Genomic DNA, 15,388 nt, shown 5'->3' with positions numbered 1-15,388 from the left:
GAAGGTCAGGCAAGGCAAGGATCAGCGAGGAGGCGGATCGGACTCGCGCTCGAGTTTACGAACGCCAAATGAGCATTCCGATCCGATCGGACTGCCGATCCAGATGATGTTTAACGCGCATGGCCGAGCGCAGGCCCTTTTCAGCCAGAGCCAGAGGCCGCCGCAAACAATGCTGGGCCTTACCGCTAAAACGGTTTTTTCTGTCTCCCGCGGCGCCTGAAAGCGGACAACTGTCAGGCCCGCCGATGCTGTAATGCTTGCCAGGGACGCCACCGGCGTCCCGGCCTCTCACCCATGACCCCTGTCAAAGGACCCTTGCCATGACCGCCTTTCGGCCCAAGTACATCACCTTCGACTGCTACGGCACCCTGACCCGTTTCCGCATGTCCGACATGGCCCGCGAGATGTTCGCCGACCGCATTCCAGCCGAGGCGATGGACCAGTTCTGCAAGGACTTCAACGGCTATCGCTTCGACGAGGTGCTTGGCGCCTGGAAGCCCTATTCGGAGGTGCTGTACGCGGCGGTGGAGCGCACCTGCAAGCGCTGGGGCATTTCCTTCACCGACGCCGAGGCCAATGCCTACTACGAGGCGGTGCCGAGCTGGGGGCCGCATCCGGACGTGACCGCGGGGCTGGCCAAGATCGCCGACAAGATCCCGCTGGTGATCTATTCCAACGCCGCCGACGAGCAGATCATGTCCAACGTCGACAAGCTGGGCGTGCCCTTCCACCGGGTCTTCACCGCCGAGCAGGGCCAGGCCTACAAGCCGCGCCTGCAGGCCTTCGAATACATGCTGGACAACCTCGGCTGCGGTCCGGAAGACGTGCTGCACGTGTCATCGAGCTTCCGCTACGACCTCATCCCGGCCGACTACATGAACATCAAGAACAAGGTGTTCGTGAATCGCGGCCACGAGCCGAGCACGCCGTTCTACCGCAATACCGAGATCAAGGACATCGGCGGCCTGGCCGCGGTGGTCGGTCTCGAATAACCCCCTGAGCTGCCGGAGCGCCCGCCCATGAGTCTTGGCCCAGCATCGTCCGATTCCTACTGGCTCGCGACCGCGCCGGGCTTTACCGGGGCTACCCCCGGGCCGGTGGCGGGCGAGGTGGATGTCGCCGTCATCGGCGGCGGCTTCACCGGGCTCTCCGCGGCCGTGGCGCTGCGCCAGCGGGGCGCCAGCGTGGCGGTGCTGGAGGCTGGCCGGGTGATCGGCGAAGCCTCCGGACGCAACGGCGGACACTGCAACACCGGCGTCGCCCAGGATTACGCGGCCCTGCACGCCAGCCTGGGCGCGGAAAAGGCCCGGGCGTTCTACCAGGCCTATGCCGATGCGGTGGCCAGCGTCGAGGCGGTGATCGCCGAAGAGGGTATCGCCTGCGACTTCCACAAGGCCGGCAAGCTCAAGCTGGCGGCCAAGCCGCAGCACTATGACAACCTCGCGCGCACCTGCGAATTGATCCGCCAGGAGGTGGACCCGCAGGTCGAACTGCTCGACGCCGCTCAGGTACGTGCAGAGGTGGCGTCCGACGATTTCCATGGGGGCCTGCTGCAGCACAACGGTGCCCAGATGCACATGGGACGCTTCGGCGTCGGGCTGGCGGAGGCGGCGGTGCGGCGGGGCGCCCAGGTGTACGAGGGTGCGGCGGTCAGCGATCTGCAGCGACTGCCCGATGGCAGCTTTCGCGTGATCAGTGCCAAGGGCGAGTTGCGCGCCCGGCAGGTACTGGTGGCCACGGGCAACGCCAGCGTCGGCCCTTTCCAGTGGTTTCGCCGGCGCATCGCCTCGGTGGGCAGCTTCATCATCGCCACCGCGCCCCTGCCCAAGGCGCAGCTGGACGGGTTGCTGCCCAATCGACGCACCTATGTCACCAGCCGCATCATCGGCAACTATTTCCGCACCACCCCGGATCACCGCCTGATCTTCGGCGGGCGGGCGCGTTTCGCCCTGTCCGATCCACGCCAGGACGCCAAGAGTGGCGCCGTGCTGCGCGCCGCGCTGGGCCAACTCCTTCCCAGCCTGGCCCAGACGCCCATCGACTATTGCTGGGGCGGCCTGGTGGACATGACCGCCGATCGCCTGCCCCGTGCGGGCGAGCAGGACGGCCTGTTCTACGCCATGGGCTACAGCGGCCATGGCGTGCAGATGTCGGTGCACATGGGCCGGGTGATGGCCGAGGTGCTGGAAGGCCGCAGCCAGGCCAATCCCTGGCGGGTGCTGGACTGGCCCGCCATTCCCGGCCACTTCGGCAAGCCCTGGTTCCTGCCACTGGTAGGACTCTACTACCGCGTCCAGGATCGCCTGCACTAGCCTCGATCCCGATCCCGATCCCGATCCCGATCCCGATCCCGATCCCGATCCCGATCCCGCCACCGCCACCGCCACCGCCAGCCCAGGCCCTGCCATGCAGCGCCCGGCAGGCGGTTTTTACGTTTCCGCAGCCTGGCGCGGCGCCGACCGGCATCGCTGCGCAGAACCTGCTGTCGCCACGGGCTATTTGCGGTCATCCAGTCTCCGGTCGCGCTCCGTACCGCGCTCCGTCAAGCCAAGCGAAACACCGCACCAGCGCGCCAAAGGCGGGCATGACGGGCGCCGATGCGCCGTCGCGACGCACACCGCAAACAATGCTGAGCGGCTTGGTCAAAACGGTCTTTTCTGTCTCGCCGCAGGGGCAATTCGACGGTAATCGACGAGGGGCCGGTGCTGTAATGAACCTGGCCGCACGACAAGGCGGCCAAGAGGACAGCTTCGTGCACCCGGGGAGGGGTGTGCGGACTGGTGACCGAGCCCCCGACGAGCGAGCCGACATGACCGAGAAAAAGACTGGAAGTCCCCTGATAGGAGCTGCTGAAAGCGTTCGGGCCTTCGAGGCCCTGCATCGGGGGGTGTCGCGGCGCGATGCGCTGCGTCTGCTGGGCGCCGCCGGCTTGCTGGCGACCGGGGTGGGCAGTCTGCTCGGGCGTGAGGGCCAGGCCTTCGCCGCAGAAGATGCGGTCACCGGCACCCCGCGTCGCGGCGGTCGGGTGCGTGCCGCAGCGGCGGGTTCCTCCACCGCCGATACCCTCGATCCGGCCAAGGGCTCTTTTTCGGGCGACTATGCCCGCCAGTACTTCTTCTACAACGGCCTGACCGTCTTCGACAGCCATCTGGAACCCCAGATGGCGCTGGCCACCAGCGTGGAGACCCAGGATGCCCTGACCTGGACGATCAAGCTGCGCCAGGGCGTGCAATTCCACAATGGTAAGACCTTGGACAGCGCCGATGTCGTCTACTCGCTGCTGCGCCACAAGGACCCGGCGGTGGGGTCCAAGGTCAAGGCCCTGGCCGATCAGTTCGCCGAAGTCACCGCGGTGGCGCCCGATGAGGTGCGCATCCGCCTGGTGTCGCCGAACTCCGAGTTGCCCGCGGTGCTGGCGATCTCGCCGTTCCTGATCATCGCCGACGGCACCAAGGACTTCTCCACCGCCAACGGTACCGGGCCCTTCAAGGTCAAGGAATTCAAGCCGGGCGTGCGCACCGTGGGCGTGCGCAACGAAAACTACTGGAAGTCCGGCAAGCCCTATCTGGACGAGATCGAGCTGATCGGCATCGGTGACGAGCCTTCGCGGGTCAATGCCCTGCTGGCCGGCGACGTCCAGCTCACCGTGTCGGTGGATCCCCGTTCGGCGGATCGGCTCAAGCAGGGCGGCAAGCTCAAGGTCGTCGCCAACAATTCCGGTAGCTACACCGATCTCATCATGAGAATCCCCAACCGTCCCTTCAACGATCCCAATGTGGTGGAGGGCATGAAGCTGCTGTTCGACCGCGACCAGATTCTCAAGTCGGTATTCCTTGGCTACGGCGTCATCGGCAACGATCAGCCGATCATGCCCGGGACGCCCTATTACGCCGCGGACCTGCCACAGCGGCCCTATGATCCGGACAAGGCCAAGTTCCTGTTCCAGAAGGCTGGCATCGCCGGGGCGAAGCTGCCCCTGGTGACCTCCACCGCCGCCGACAACGCCAACGAGATGGCACTCGTGCTGCAGCAGTCGGCGCGCCAGGCGGGGCTCAACCTGATGGTCAACCGGGTCAGTGCCGACGGCTACTGGAACAGCCACTGGATGAAGGACCCGCTGGGTTTCGGCAACATCAACGCCCGGCCCACCGCCAATATCCTGCTGTCGCAGTTCTTCAAGTCCGATGCGCCCTTCAACGAGTCGGGTTGGAAGAACGAGCAGTTCGACCAGTTGCTGGTGACCTCCCGCGGCGAGACGGATATCGCCAAGCGCAAGCAGATGTACGCCGACATGCAGCTGCTGATCCACCAGCACTGCGGCATCGGCCTGCCGATCTTCACCAGCTCCATCGATGCCCACTCGCCCAAGCTCGGTGGCTACGGGATCATCCCCATCGGCGGCTTCATGGGCTACATGTTCGCCGAGCACGTCTGGCTGGAGGCCTGACGCCCGGTGCCTGCCGGCGAGCCTGTCCGCAAGGGGCCTGGCTCGCCGCTCCACGCTCAAGCAGGAGGTGGCTTTGGACCTTTCCGTTTTCACGCTCATCGCCAGACGCCTCGGGGGCGGGTTGCTGACCCTGCTCATCGTCTCGTTGCTGGTGTTCTTCGTCTCCGCGCTGTTGCCGGGCGATGCCGCCCAGCAGGCGCTGGGCCAGTTCGCGCTGCCCGAGCAGGTCGCGGCCCTGCGTGCCCAGATGGGTCTCGACCAGCCCGCGTTGCTGCGCTACGTCCATTGGCTGAACGGTCTCCTGCACGGCGATCTCGGCCAGTCGCTGGCCAGCCAGATGCCCATCACCAGCATGATCGGCGATCGGCTCGGCAGCTCGCTGATGCTGGCCGGGGTCACCGCCCTGGTGTCGGTGCCCCTGGCGCTGGGCCTGGGCATCGTCTCGGCGATGAATGCCGGCAGCCGCCTGGACCGGGCCCTCAACGTCTTTACCCTGGGCATCGTCGCGGTACCGGAATTCCTGGTGGCGACGCTGGCGGTGCTGGTCTTCGCCGTGCACCTGCAGTGGACCTCGGCGCTGACCTTCGCCCATGACATCGACGGCCCCCTGGATTTCCTGCGCGCCTATGCGCTGCCGGTGGGCACCCTGTGCTGCGTGATCGTGGCGCAGATGGCGCGGATGACCCGCGCCGCCCTGGTGGAGCAGTTGCAGAGTTCCTATGTGGAGATGGCGCGGCTCAAGGGCGTCGGTCCGGTCCGCGCCGTCCTGCGCCATGCCTTGCCCAATGCCGTGGGTCCCATCGCCAACTCCATCGCCCTGAGTCTTTCCTACCTGATGGGCGGGGTGGTGATCGTCGAGACCATCTTCAACTACCCGGGTATCGCCCAGCTGATGGTGGACGGCGTCGCCAGTCGCGACCTGCCGCTGATCCAGGCCTGCGCCATGCTGTTCTGCTGCGCCTACCTGGTCCTCATGACCCTGGCGGATCTCTGCGCCATCCTGTCCAATCCGAGGCTGAGAACGCTATGACCCGACCCGTGACTCCCGTACGTGCCGCGTCCGTCCTGCCGGTGGATGGCAAGACGCTCGACGCCCAGTTGTCACCCCCCCGTACCGGTCGGCGGGCCCGCTGGTCGCTGACCGGCATTTTCGGCGGCGTGCTGGTGGCCTTCTGGCTGTTCATCGCCGTGTTCGGCGCCTGGCTGACCCCCTATGACCCGGGCGCCCTGGGCGATAGCGCGGTGCTGGCCGGTTACAGTCAGGCGCACCTGCTGGGCACCGACTACCTGGGGCGCGATGTCCTCAGCCGTATCCTCGACGGCGCCCGTTTCACCGTCGGCCTGGCGCTGGTCGCCGCCGTGCTGGCCTGCGTGCTGGGCACCGGGCTCGGCCTGCTGGCGGCGCTGTCCGGCCGCTGGGTGGACGAGCCGCTGTCACGGCTAATCGACGCGCTGATCTCGCTGCCGAGCAAGATGCTGGCGCTGGTCATGGTCTCGGCCTTCGGCTCCTCGGTGCCGCTGCTGATCGTCATGGCGGTGGTGGGCTATGCCCCCGGCTGCTATCGCATCGCCCGCAGCCTGGCGATGAACCTCACCGAGCTGGAGTACGTCCAGGTCGCCCGCACCCGCGGCGAGGGCCGGTTCTACATCGCCCTGCGGGAGATGCTGCCCAACATGCGCCTGCCGCTGCTCACCGATCTGGGGCTGAGATTCGTCTATATCGTGCTGCTGCTCAGCGGCATGAGCTTTCTCGGTCTTGGCGTGCAACCGCCGAATGCCGACCTGGGCTCCCTGGTCCGGGAAAACATCGGCGGTCTGGCCGACGGCGCCCCGGCGGTGCTGATGCCGGCGCTGGCCATCGGCACCCTGACCGTGGGTGTCAACCTGCTCATCGACCGGTTCGGCGCGCGACGCCGGGGAGGGCGCTGAGATGGAATTGCTGGTAGAGGTCAAGGACCTGCGGGTGGTCGCCCAGGGCGATGACGGCAGCGAAACCGCCATCGTCAAGGACGTCGGCTTCAGCCTGGCCAAAGGCGAGGTGCTGGCGCTGATCGGCGAGTCGGGCTCGGGCAAGACCACCATCGCCCTGTCGCTGCTCGGCTATGCCCGGGCGGGCTGCCGTTTGGCCGGTGGCTCGATCCGCGTCGGCGACACCCAGGTGCTGGAGCTGGACGCCACCGGCCTGCGGCGCCTGCGCGGTCGCACCGTCGCTTACATCGCCCAGAGCGCGGCGGCGGCCTTCAATCCGGCGCGGCGACTCATGGAACAGATCATCGAGAGCGCGCTGATCCATGGCGTACTGAACCGCCAGGAAGCCGAGGCGCGGGCGCTGCAACTGTTCAAGGAGCTGGCGCTGCCGGACCCCGAGCACATCGGCCAGCGCTATCCGCACCAGGTCTCGGGCGGTCAGCTGCAGCGGCTGATGGCCGCCATGGCGCTGATCACCGATCCGACCCTGGTGATCCTCGATGAACCCACCACGGCGCTGGACGTCACCACCCAGATCGAGGTGCTGCGGGTGTTCAAGCAGGTGGTGCGCGAGCGTGGCGTGACCGCCATCTACGTCTCCCACGACCTGGCGGTGGTGGCCCAGATGGCCGATCGCATCCTGGTGCTCAATGGCGGCGAAGTCTATGAGAATCGCCGCACCGAGCGGCTGCTGGCCAGTGCCCGGCATCCCTATACCCGCAGCCTGTTGGCCGCGGCCCAGCCCGAACCCCTGGCGGAGCGTGGCCTGCCCACCGTGGAGGCCATGGCGCCGATCCTGGAGGTCAAGGATCTGGTGGCGGGCTATGGTTCCCTCGGCGCCGACGGTCTGCCGCACTACCGGGTGCTGGAAGGCATCGACCTGCGCATCGCCAAGGGCCAGGCCCTGGGGGTGATCGGCGAGTCCGGTTCGGGCAAGTCGACCCTGGCGCGGGTGATCGCCGGCCTGCTGCCGCCGGCCCAGGGCAGCGTGCGCCTGGGTGGCGAACTGTTGCCGCCGGGCCTGGAGGGCCGCACCCGCGAGCAGTTCCGCCGGGTGCAACTGGTCTATCAGAACGCCGACACGGCGCTCAACCCGTCCCATAGCGTGGAGCGCATCCTCATGCGTCCGCTGGAGACCTATCACGCCTTCGACAAGGCGACCCGCCAGCGCAAGGTCCGCGAATTGCTCGACCGCGTGCAGCTGCCGGCCAGTCTCGCCAGTCGGCGTCCGGGAGAACTGTCCGGTGGTCAGAAACAGCGGGTCAACCTGGCCCGGGCGCTGGCGGCCGAACCCGAGCTGATCCTCTGCGACGAGGTCACCTCGGCGCTGGATACCGTGGTTGGCGCCGCCATCCTCGACCTGCTCGCTGAACTGCGCCGCGAGCTAGGGCTGGCCTATCTGTTCATCAGCCACGACATCTCTACGGTGCGCAGCCTTTGCGACGAGGTGCTGGTGCTCTATGCCGGACAGCCGGTGGAAGTGGGCACGCCGGCCACCTTGCAGCATCCGCCGCTGCATCCCTACACCGACCTGCTCACCGCCTCGGTACCCGAGCTGCGTCAGGGCTGGCTGGAAGAACAGCCGATCCGTACGCCGCTGCCATGGGTCCCGTCGACAGCCGCCAGTGGCCGACTCTGCAGCTTCCTGCAACGTTGCCCGGTACGCATCGAAGGGCGCTGCGACCGGGTGCCGCCGCAGCCCCGGATGCTGGCCGGTGGCAATCGCATCCTCTGTCATCACGACGGTGACGCCCTGCAACGCCTGCAGGGCGGTACCGTGCTGCATACCCAAGGAGTTCGCGCATGACTACCCGCTTCCAGCGCCTCGGCGAAACCGGCCGACCGCAGGTCAGCCTCAGTGTCGATGGCCTGCCGGTCACGGCCCTGGCCGGCGACACCCTGATGGTCGCCTTGCTCACCAACGGCCCGGCGCTGCGCCGCTCCGAATTCGGCGACGAACGTCGCGCCGGCTTCTGCCTGATGGGCGCCTGCCAGGATTGCTGGGTCTGGACGGCCGAGGGCGAACGCCTGCGCGCCTGCGGCACCGAGGTACGCGAAGGACTGCAGATCCTGACCACGCAACCGGAGGCCGTATGGAATCTGGCCTAGTTCAAAAGGACGCGAACCCGCCGCGGGTGGTCATCGTCGGGGCGGGTCCGGCCGGCGTGCGCTGTGCGGAAACGCTGCTTTCCGCGGGTATCTCCCCGGTGGTCATCGACGAGAATCGCCGCGATGGCGGCCAGATCTATCGGCGCCAGCCCGAGGGTTTCCAGCGGCCCTACGCCACCCTCTATGGCAGCGAGGCGGGCAAGGCCGAGGCCTTACACCGCACCTTCGATAGCCTGCGCGGGCGCCTCGACTACCGCCCGGATACCCTGGCCTGGCACCTGCACGAACGCACCCTCTACACGGCGCAGGGCAATCGCCAGCGCACCCTGGATTTCGACGCGCTGGTGCTCTGTACCGGTGCCGGCGATCGGCTGCTGCCGGTGCCGGGCTGGAATCTGGCCGGCACCTATACCCTGGGTGGCGCCCAGATCGCCCTCAAGGCCCAGGCGGTGTCCATCGGCCGCAGGGTGATCTTCATGGGCAGCGGCCCCTTGCTCTATCTCGTCGCCGCCCAGTACCAGCAGGCCGGAGCCACGGTGGCGGCGGTACTCGACACCGCGCCGCTGCGCCTGCGTGCCCTGGCGACACCCAAGCTGCTGGCCCGCCCAGGGGTGGCCTGGAAGGGCGTGCAGCTCATGGCCGCGCTCAAGCGCGCCGGTGTGCCGCTGCACCTTGGCGTCACGCCGCTGGAAATTCTCGGTGATGCCGAACAGGGGGTCGCCGGCGTGGCCTTCGCCGATGCCCGTGGCCTGCGTCAGGAAGTGGCGGGCGACGCCGTGGGCCTGGGGTATCACCTGCGCCCCGAAACCCAACTGGGCGACCTGGCCCGTTGCGCCTTCGAATTCGAGCGGGCGACCAGCCAGTGGGTGCTGCAGCTGGACGCCGACGGCCGCACCTCCACGCCAGGCGTCTATGCCGCCGGGGATGGAGCGCGGGTACGGGGCGCAGACGGCGCCGAGCTGGCCGGGCAACTGGCCGCCTGCGCGGTCCTGACCGATCTCGGACGCACGGTGCCCAGCGGCCTCGCCGAGCGCTGCCGCGAGGCGCTGGCGGTGCAGGAGCGCTTTCGCCTGGGCCTGGCCGAGGCCTTTCCCTGGCCGGCCAGGCAGATGGCCAGTCTGCCGGACACCGCGGTGGTCTGTCGTTGCGAAGGCATCACCGCCGGTGAACTGCGCGCCGTGGTACGCGAAAAGGGTGCCCGTGAAGCCAATCGCGCCAAGGCCTTCAGCCGGGTCGGCATGGGCCGGTGCCAGGGCCGCTATTGCGCCCAGGCCGGGGCCGAGATCATCGCCGCCGAATCCGGGGTGCCGGTCGAAATCGTCGGCCGCCTGCGTGGCCAGGCGCCCATCCGGCCATTGCCGCTGGGCATCGTGACCAGCGAAGAGGAGGTTTCATCATGAGTCAGCATGCCGCCAACCGAGCCGACGTCATCATCGTCGGCGCCGGCATCATGGGCAGCGCCAGCGCGTTCTTCCTGCGTCGCCGGGGCTTGTCGGTGCTCCTGCTGGAGCGTGACCAGGTCGGGCGTTTCGCCAGTGGCACCAATTTCGGCAATGTCCGCCGTCAGGGCCGCTACCTGAGTCAGGTCGCGCTGGCCACGCGGTCGCGGGGGATCTGGGGTCGCCTGCCGGAGCTTATCGGTGACGACCTGGAATTCATTCCAGGCGGTCATCTGCGCGTGGTCTACGATCCGGCGCGCATTGCCATGCTGCACGAGTATGCACGGGCGCCGGAGACCGCCGCCCTGGACCTTCAGGTACTCGAAGGCGCGGCGCTGCACGAGAAGTTTCCCTATCTGGGCCCCGAGGTGGTGGCCGGCTCCTATGCGCCCCACGATGGCCATGCCAATCCACGCCTGGCCGCCCCGGCGTTCGCCCGCGCCGCGGTGCGCGAAGGCGTCGATCTCCAGGAAGGGGTCGAGATCACCCAGGTCACCAAACCGGGCGGTGACTTCCTGGTGCAGGCCGCCGATGGCCGGCGCTATCAGGCGCCACGGCTGCTGATCACCGCCGGTGCCTGGGGCAGCCGGTTGTCGAGCCAGTTCGGCGAGCCGGTGCCCATCGAGACCCACGGCCCGCAGATGGGGGTCACCGAGCCCTTGCCCTATGTCTTCCGCGAGACCGTGGGCGTGTCTTCGCCGCTGGTGAGCGAGACCATCTATTTCCGCCAGATCCCGCGGGGCAACGTCATCTTCGGGGGCTGCTTCCGCACCCGACCGGACCTGGATACCCGCCTGGCCCGGGCCGAGCCCCATGGCCTGCTCAACCAACTGGCCCAGCTGCGCCGCCTGGCGCCGGCGCTGGGGCGGATCAACGTGATCCGTACCTGGAGCGGGGTCGAGGGCTATATCGTCGACGACCTGCCGATCATGGGTCCCAGCAGTCAGGTGGACGGCCTCTACTACGCCTTCGGCTTCTGTGGCGCCGGCTTCCAGCTCGGCCCGGGCGTGGGCGATACCATGGCCGAGCTGATCGCCACCGGGCGCACCGAAACGCCCCTGGCGGCCTTCGACATCGGCCGCTTCGCGCAACCGCGCAGCGAGAGCCTCGCCGGATGAACAGCCAGGACCTGCTGCGCACCCTGATCGGCTTTCCCACCGTCTCCGCCGACTCCAACCTGGCGCTTATCCAGCATGTGCAGGGCCTGCTGGAAGGCGCCGGTATCGCCTGCCGCCTGGTGCTCGACGAGAGCGGGCGCAAGGCCAATCTCTTCGCCAGCGTCGGCCCAGTCGACGTGCCCGGCGTGCTGCTCTCCGGGCATACGGACGTGGTACCCGTGGCCGGCCAGGCCTGGACGCTGCCACCCTTCGAGGGGACCCTCAAGGACGGCCGGATCTATGGTCGCGGCGCCTGCGACATGAAGGGCTTCGTCGCCTGTGCAGTGGTGGCGCTGCTGGACGCCGCTCGCGATGAATCGCTGAAACGACCCTTGCAGTTGGCGCTCTCCCACGACGAGGAGATCGGCTGCGTCGGGGTACGGCGACTGCTGGATGTGCTGGAAATGGCACCCGTGCGGCCTTTCCTCTGTTTCGTCGGCGAACCCACGAACATGCAGGTCGCCCTCGGCCACAAGGGCAAGGCGGCGCTGCGCGCCCACTGCCATGGCCAGGAAGGTCATTCCTCCCTGGCGCCGCTGCACGTCAACGCCATCCACCTGGCCAGCGACCTGGTCGGCGCCCTGCGTGCCAGCCAGCGTCGGCTGGCGGAGGAGGGTGCGCACGACGCGGCTTACGATATTCCCTATACCACCCTGCATGTCGGGCGGATCGAGGGCGGCAAGGCGCTGAACATCGTGCCCAATCTCTGCACCCTGGACTTCGAGATTCGCCATCTGCCGGCGGACGATCCCGCCTCCCTGGTCGCCGCGCTGCAGGAAACGGCGGATCGCCTGGTCAGGGAGGCACAACAGACCTCGGCCAAGGCCGCCATCGAGATCGAGACGGTCAATGCCTATCCGGGCCTGGACACCCATCCCAGTGTCGAAGCCGTGCGCTTCCTGCAGACGCTGGTCGAACCCGGCACCACCCAGCTCAAGGTGGCCTTCGGCACCGAGGGCGGACTTTTCGCCAGTCGCCTGGACACCCCGGTGGTGGTCTGCGGCCCCGGCAGCATCGAGCAGGCGCACAAGCCGGATGAGTATGTCGAAGTGAGCCAGCTCGCTACCTGTGACGCCTTGCTGGGACGGTTGCGGGTGGCCCTGGGCTGAGGCCACCCCGAGCCCCGGCTAGTACCCTCGCTGCCGATCGACCAGCCCACGCAGCGGCTCGCCGCGCTGGTGGCGGCGGATGTTGTCCAGCAGCACGGTGAAGGCCGTTTCCGGCACCGTCATGGCGCCCACGTGGGGCGTCAGCCAGATCCGCGGATGCTGCCAGAAGGGATGGTCGACTGCCGGCGGTTCCGGCTCCACCACGTCCAGCGCCGCCTGGCTCAGCTGACCGCTGTCCAGCGCCGCCAGCAGATCGGCGTCCACCAGCTGGGCGCCACGACCCAGGTTGATCAGGCTGGCGCCGCGGGGCAGGGCGGCGAACAGCCGGGCATCGAGGATGCCGCGGGTTTCCCCGGTGAGCGGCAGCAGGCAGATGAGGATCTCGCAGTCGGCCAGGAACGCTGGCAGCTGCTCAAGGCCGGCATGGCAGCGCACCCCTGGCAGGTCATGGGCCGAGCGCGACCAGCCCGAAAGCCGGAAACCAAAGGTGGCGAGCCGCTCCAGCACCGCCTGGCCGATCTGGCCGAGACCCAGCACCCCCACGCGTCTGTTCTCTGCCGTCACCAGGGCATGCTCCTGCCAGCGCCCTGCGGCCTGCTGGTCGAGGTAGCGCGGCAACTGGCGATGCTGTGCCAGCACCATGAGCGTCGCGTACTCCACCATGCCGGCGACGATACCGGGGTCCAGCATGCGCACCACCGGCAAGTCGGCAGGCAGCAGGCTCAGGTCGAACTGATCGACCCCGGCCGAGGTGGCGAACAGCACCTCCAGGTTGGGAAAGCGGCTGGCGAGGTCCTGCGGTGGTTGCCAGCAGGCCAGGTAGCGCACCTCATCGGCGTTGCCCACCGCCGGCCAGTGGCGGAATTCGATATCGGGCGCCCGCTCCTGGAACAGGTGTCGCCAGGCCTCGCCGCGTTCGGGATCGGCCTTGTAGAGCAGCGTCATGTTGAGGTCTCCGGAAAAGCACAAGGATGGCGCAACGGGGCGGTAGTTTGTCCTGAAATCCCGGGCATCGCCGTCATGATCGGTGGTGCGGCGGAAACTGCGCCGCATCCGGGAAAAACGGCAGCTTCTGTGCTGGCCCGGGGCGCAAACGCCATAACCCAGGCGCCTTGGCGGTCGATACTGGCCAGGTCCGCGGCACGCCCGCCGTGCCTCTTAGCCCGAGGATTCGCCATGCCCCTGCTGCACTACTGCCAACCGCCCAATGACCGCCAGCTGCCGCGCGCGCTGCAACCCCTGCACGATGATCCCCTGGCCGCCGGCCGGGAACCACACCTGCACGACGGCCGCCTGGGCTATGTGATGGGCAGCGCCGTCGCCCATTCCGCCGACTGCCAGCTGGAAGACTACCCCTGGGTGGAGGTCAGCCTCATCGAGGCCGGGGAGTTGCAGCTGGAATGGGACGGAAAGGTTCTGCAGCTAAAGGCCGGCGATGCCGTCATCCTGCCGCGGGGTCTGACTTGCCGCTGGCGTCACGGCGGCGAGTTGCGGCGCCTGTTCATGGCCTTTCCCGGCCGGGCCAGCGAGGGACCCATGCCCCAGGCACCCGTGCTGCTGGATCCCTCGGCTCCGCGCGAGCCCTCGCCGCCGCCGGCGGCCAGCGTCCTGCTCAGCCCCGAACCCACGGCCACTGGCTGCGATCTGTTCGAAAGCGGTGGCGGCGCCCTCCGTATCGGGATGTGGGAATGCACGGCCTATACGCGCAAGGCGGTGAGCAATCCCCACTGCGAGCTGATGCTGCTTTATGCCGGCTCCGTGACCCTTGAGGTCGCAGGGGAAGCGGCCTGCACCGTCAATGCGGGCGAGGCGGTGCTGGTACCGGCGGAAACGCCCATGGCCTGGGACAGCCGGGAACGCGTGCGCAAGCTGTATTGCATCCTGCGCTGAGAAGAGGACGCTCCGGCAGCGGGATGCTGGCGGAGCGTCGCGGCGAGGGTGATCAGCCCGCCTTGATCAGGCTGCGCAGCGGCAGGGCGTTCTTGACCACCGGCGACTTGATGACGATGTAGCTGAAGTACTTCTCGATGCCGACGTTGCGGTCGAGGATGGATTCCATCAGCTCCTGGTAGTGGCCGATGCTGCTGCACATGAAACGCAGCAGGTAGTCGTAGCCGCCGCTGATGAGGTGGCATTCGAGGATCTCGTCGACACCGCGGATGAAGGACTCGAACTTCACGAAGTCGGCGCGCTTGTGGTCGGAGAGGGTGACCTCGGTGAAGACCGTCACCGAGTTGGCGATCTTGGCGAGGTTGACATGGGCTTCGTAGCCGCTGATGTAGCCGGCCGCCTCCAGGCGCTTGACGCGCTGCAGGCAGGGGCTGGGCGAGAGGCCCACGGCTTCGGCGAGACTGACATTGGTCATCCGGCCATCCTTCTGCAGTTGCACCAGGATGTTGATGTCGATGCGGTCCAGTTTTGTTGCGGCGTCCATCGTCGTTCCTCGCAGTCGTGAACGTCAGGCTAGGCACGCAGGGCGGTCTGATGCGCATGCACCAGGTCGGCGAGACTCGCGTACTCGCACCGCGTGCCATCCAGGGCCTGCCGTGAAAGGTTCCAGGGCCGCGAGCGATCACGGCGCAAGGTACACAGCGGAAAATCCACCAGGGGGTTCCAGGGGTCGTCCGGTTCGCTGCCCCTTACCGGCAGCAGATCCCCACGCGCCAAGCCCAGCTCTTCCAGGGTGTTGTCCAGCGCCAGGCGCAGATCGCCACCGCGGTTGGGGATCACGGCGGCGAACACCTCGGGCAAGCGTGCCGTGACCGCCGCGGCGTCGCCGTCATCGGGCGAGGCCAGCAACACCAATCGATAGAACTTGCTCAGGTACTGCAGCGCGCCCGGCGCATCCTCGAACACCGGCCAGGACGTCGTGGCGTTTCCAAAGGCCACGCTGGCATCCAGATCGTCTGGCTGCTGCAACTCTTGCGCCAGCCGCTGGTGGATACGCAGGTGCAGGCTGGTCTGGCTGGCGTTGGGCGCGGCCTGGCGCAGCTCGCGGGCCAGGCGGTGATAGCTGCCGAGCAGCCAGTCGGGGTGGGTGCTGAGGCCCGCCTGCGCCACAAGGGGGCGCAGGGCTTCGAGGATGCCCCCTTCGCGGTCGACGAGGATGCCGTAGCAGGAAAAGCCTATGGCCTGGTAGCGCGTGATTCTCATGGTCGG

14 protein-coding genes are annotated in these 15,388 nt (G+C 67.8%); 11 read left to right on the top strand and 3 right to left on the bottom strand.

Annotated features, from left to right (window positions below; all coding sequences use genetic code 11):
• Window positions 1-320: 320 nt before the first annotated feature.
• The 10 genes from PVZ77_RS10160 to argE all read left to right on the top strand — a co-directional run bounded on the left by PVZ77_RS10160 (window position 321) and on the right by argE (window position 12,229).
• Window positions 321-992 (top strand): haloacid dehalogenase type II, encoded by a 672-nt coding sequence (locus PVZ77_RS10160; RefSeq protein WP_273807442.1) that lies wholly within the window; start codon window positions 321-323, stop codon window positions 990-992.
• Window positions 993-1,019: 27 nt separating this feature from the next.
• Window positions 1,020-2,312: an NAD(P)/FAD-dependent oxidoreductase gene (locus PVZ77_RS10155; protein ID WP_273807441.1), complete on the top strand. Its 1,293-nt coding sequence runs from the start codon at window positions 1,020-1,022 to the stop codon at window positions 2,310-2,312.
• Between the two features lie 497 nt (window positions 2,313-2,809).
• Entirely contained in the window at window positions 2,810-4,447 is a 1,638-nt protein-coding gene (locus tag PVZ77_RS10150; protein WP_273807440.1) for an ABC transporter substrate-binding protein, read from the top strand.
• Window positions 4,448-4,520: 73 nt separating this feature from the next.
• Window positions 4,521-5,477: an ABC transporter permease gene (locus PVZ77_RS10145; protein ID WP_273807439.1), complete on the top strand. Its 957-nt coding sequence runs from the start codon at window positions 4,521-4,523 to the stop codon at window positions 5,475-5,477.
• Entirely contained in the window at window positions 5,474-6,376 is a 903-nt protein-coding gene (locus PVZ77_RS10140; RefSeq protein WP_273807438.1) for an ABC transporter permease, read from the top strand. Before PVZ77_RS10145 ends, PVZ77_RS10140 begins: the two co-directional genes overlap by 4 nt.
• Window position 6,377: 1 nt before the next feature.
• Window positions 6,378-8,222 carry an ABC transporter ATP-binding protein gene (locus PVZ77_RS10135; protein WP_273807437.1) on the top strand — a complete coding sequence of 615 codons (1,845 nt, stop codon included), beginning with the start codon at window positions 6,378-6,380 and terminating at the stop codon, window positions 8,220-8,222.
• The gene (locus tag PVZ77_RS10130; protein WP_133861768.1) at window positions 8,219-8,524 is read left to right on the top strand and encodes a (2Fe-2S)-binding protein; all 306 of its coding nucleotides are present in this window, start codon (window positions 8,219-8,221) and stop codon (window positions 8,522-8,524) included. The genes PVZ77_RS10135 and PVZ77_RS10130 overlap by 4 nt, the downstream gene beginning before the upstream one ends.
• Window positions 8,509-9,924, top strand: coding sequence for an FAD/NAD(P)-dependent oxidoreductase (locus tag PVZ77_RS10125; RefSeq protein WP_273807436.1), 1,416 nt, complete (start codon window positions 8,509-8,511; stop codon window positions 9,922-9,924). Before PVZ77_RS10130 ends, PVZ77_RS10125 begins: the two co-directional genes overlap by 16 nt.
• Complete coding sequence (locus PVZ77_RS10120) at window positions 9,921-11,081, top strand: NAD(P)/FAD-dependent oxidoreductase (RefSeq protein WP_273807435.1); 1,161 nt, start codon at window positions 9,921-9,923, stop codon at window positions 11,079-11,081. Before PVZ77_RS10125 ends, PVZ77_RS10120 begins: the two co-directional genes overlap by 4 nt.
• Window positions 11,078-12,229 carry an acetylornithine deacetylase gene (gene argE, locus PVZ77_RS10115; protein WP_273807434.1) on the top strand — a complete coding sequence of 384 codons (1,152 nt, stop codon included), beginning with the start codon at window positions 11,078-11,080 and terminating at the stop codon, window positions 12,227-12,229. The genes PVZ77_RS10120 and argE overlap by 4 nt, the downstream gene beginning before the upstream one ends.
• Before the next feature lie 18 nt (window positions 12,230-12,247).
• Here argE and PVZ77_RS10110 read toward each other — a convergent pair whose 3' ends face one another.
• The gene (locus tag PVZ77_RS10110; RefSeq protein ID WP_273807433.1) at window positions 12,248-13,174 is read right to left on the bottom strand and encodes a 2-hydroxyacid dehydrogenase; all 927 of its coding nucleotides are present in this window, start codon (window positions 13,172-13,174) and stop codon (window positions 12,248-12,250) included.
• Between the two features lie 231 nt (window positions 13,175-13,405).
• Here PVZ77_RS10110 and PVZ77_RS10105 point away from each other — a divergent pair, with 231 nt between their 5' ends.
• Window positions 13,406-14,119, top strand: a complete 714-nt coding sequence (locus PVZ77_RS10105) for a cupin domain-containing protein (protein ID WP_273807432.1) — start codon at window positions 13,406-13,408, stop codon at window positions 14,117-14,119.
• 52 nt (window positions 14,120-14,171) lie between these two features.
• Here the strand turns inward: PVZ77_RS10105 and PVZ77_RS10100 are convergent, their stop codons facing one another.
• Entirely contained in the window at window positions 14,172-14,663 is a 492-nt protein-coding gene (locus tag PVZ77_RS10100) for an Lrp/AsnC family transcriptional regulator (protein ID WP_007161776.1), read from the bottom strand.
• A 29-nt stretch (window positions 14,664-14,692) separates the two neighbouring features.
• The gene (locus PVZ77_RS10095; RefSeq protein WP_273807431.1) at window positions 14,693-15,382 is read right to left on the bottom strand and encodes a hypothetical protein; all 690 of its coding nucleotides are present in this window, start codon (window positions 15,380-15,382) and stop codon (window positions 14,693-14,695) included.
• Window positions 15,383-15,388: the final 6 nt, after the last annotated feature.

Origin of the sequence: Pseudomonas sp. SHLD1 (assembly GCF_028640935.1) — a bacterium.
In the GTDB taxonomy this organism is placed as follows: Bacteria; Pseudomonadota; Gammaproteobacteria; order Pseudomonadales; family Pseudomonadaceae; genus Chryseomonas; species Chryseomonas aestiva.
The sequence above is the reverse complement of the archived record's forward strand: the minus strand, read 5'-3'. Positions and strand labels throughout refer to the sequence as shown.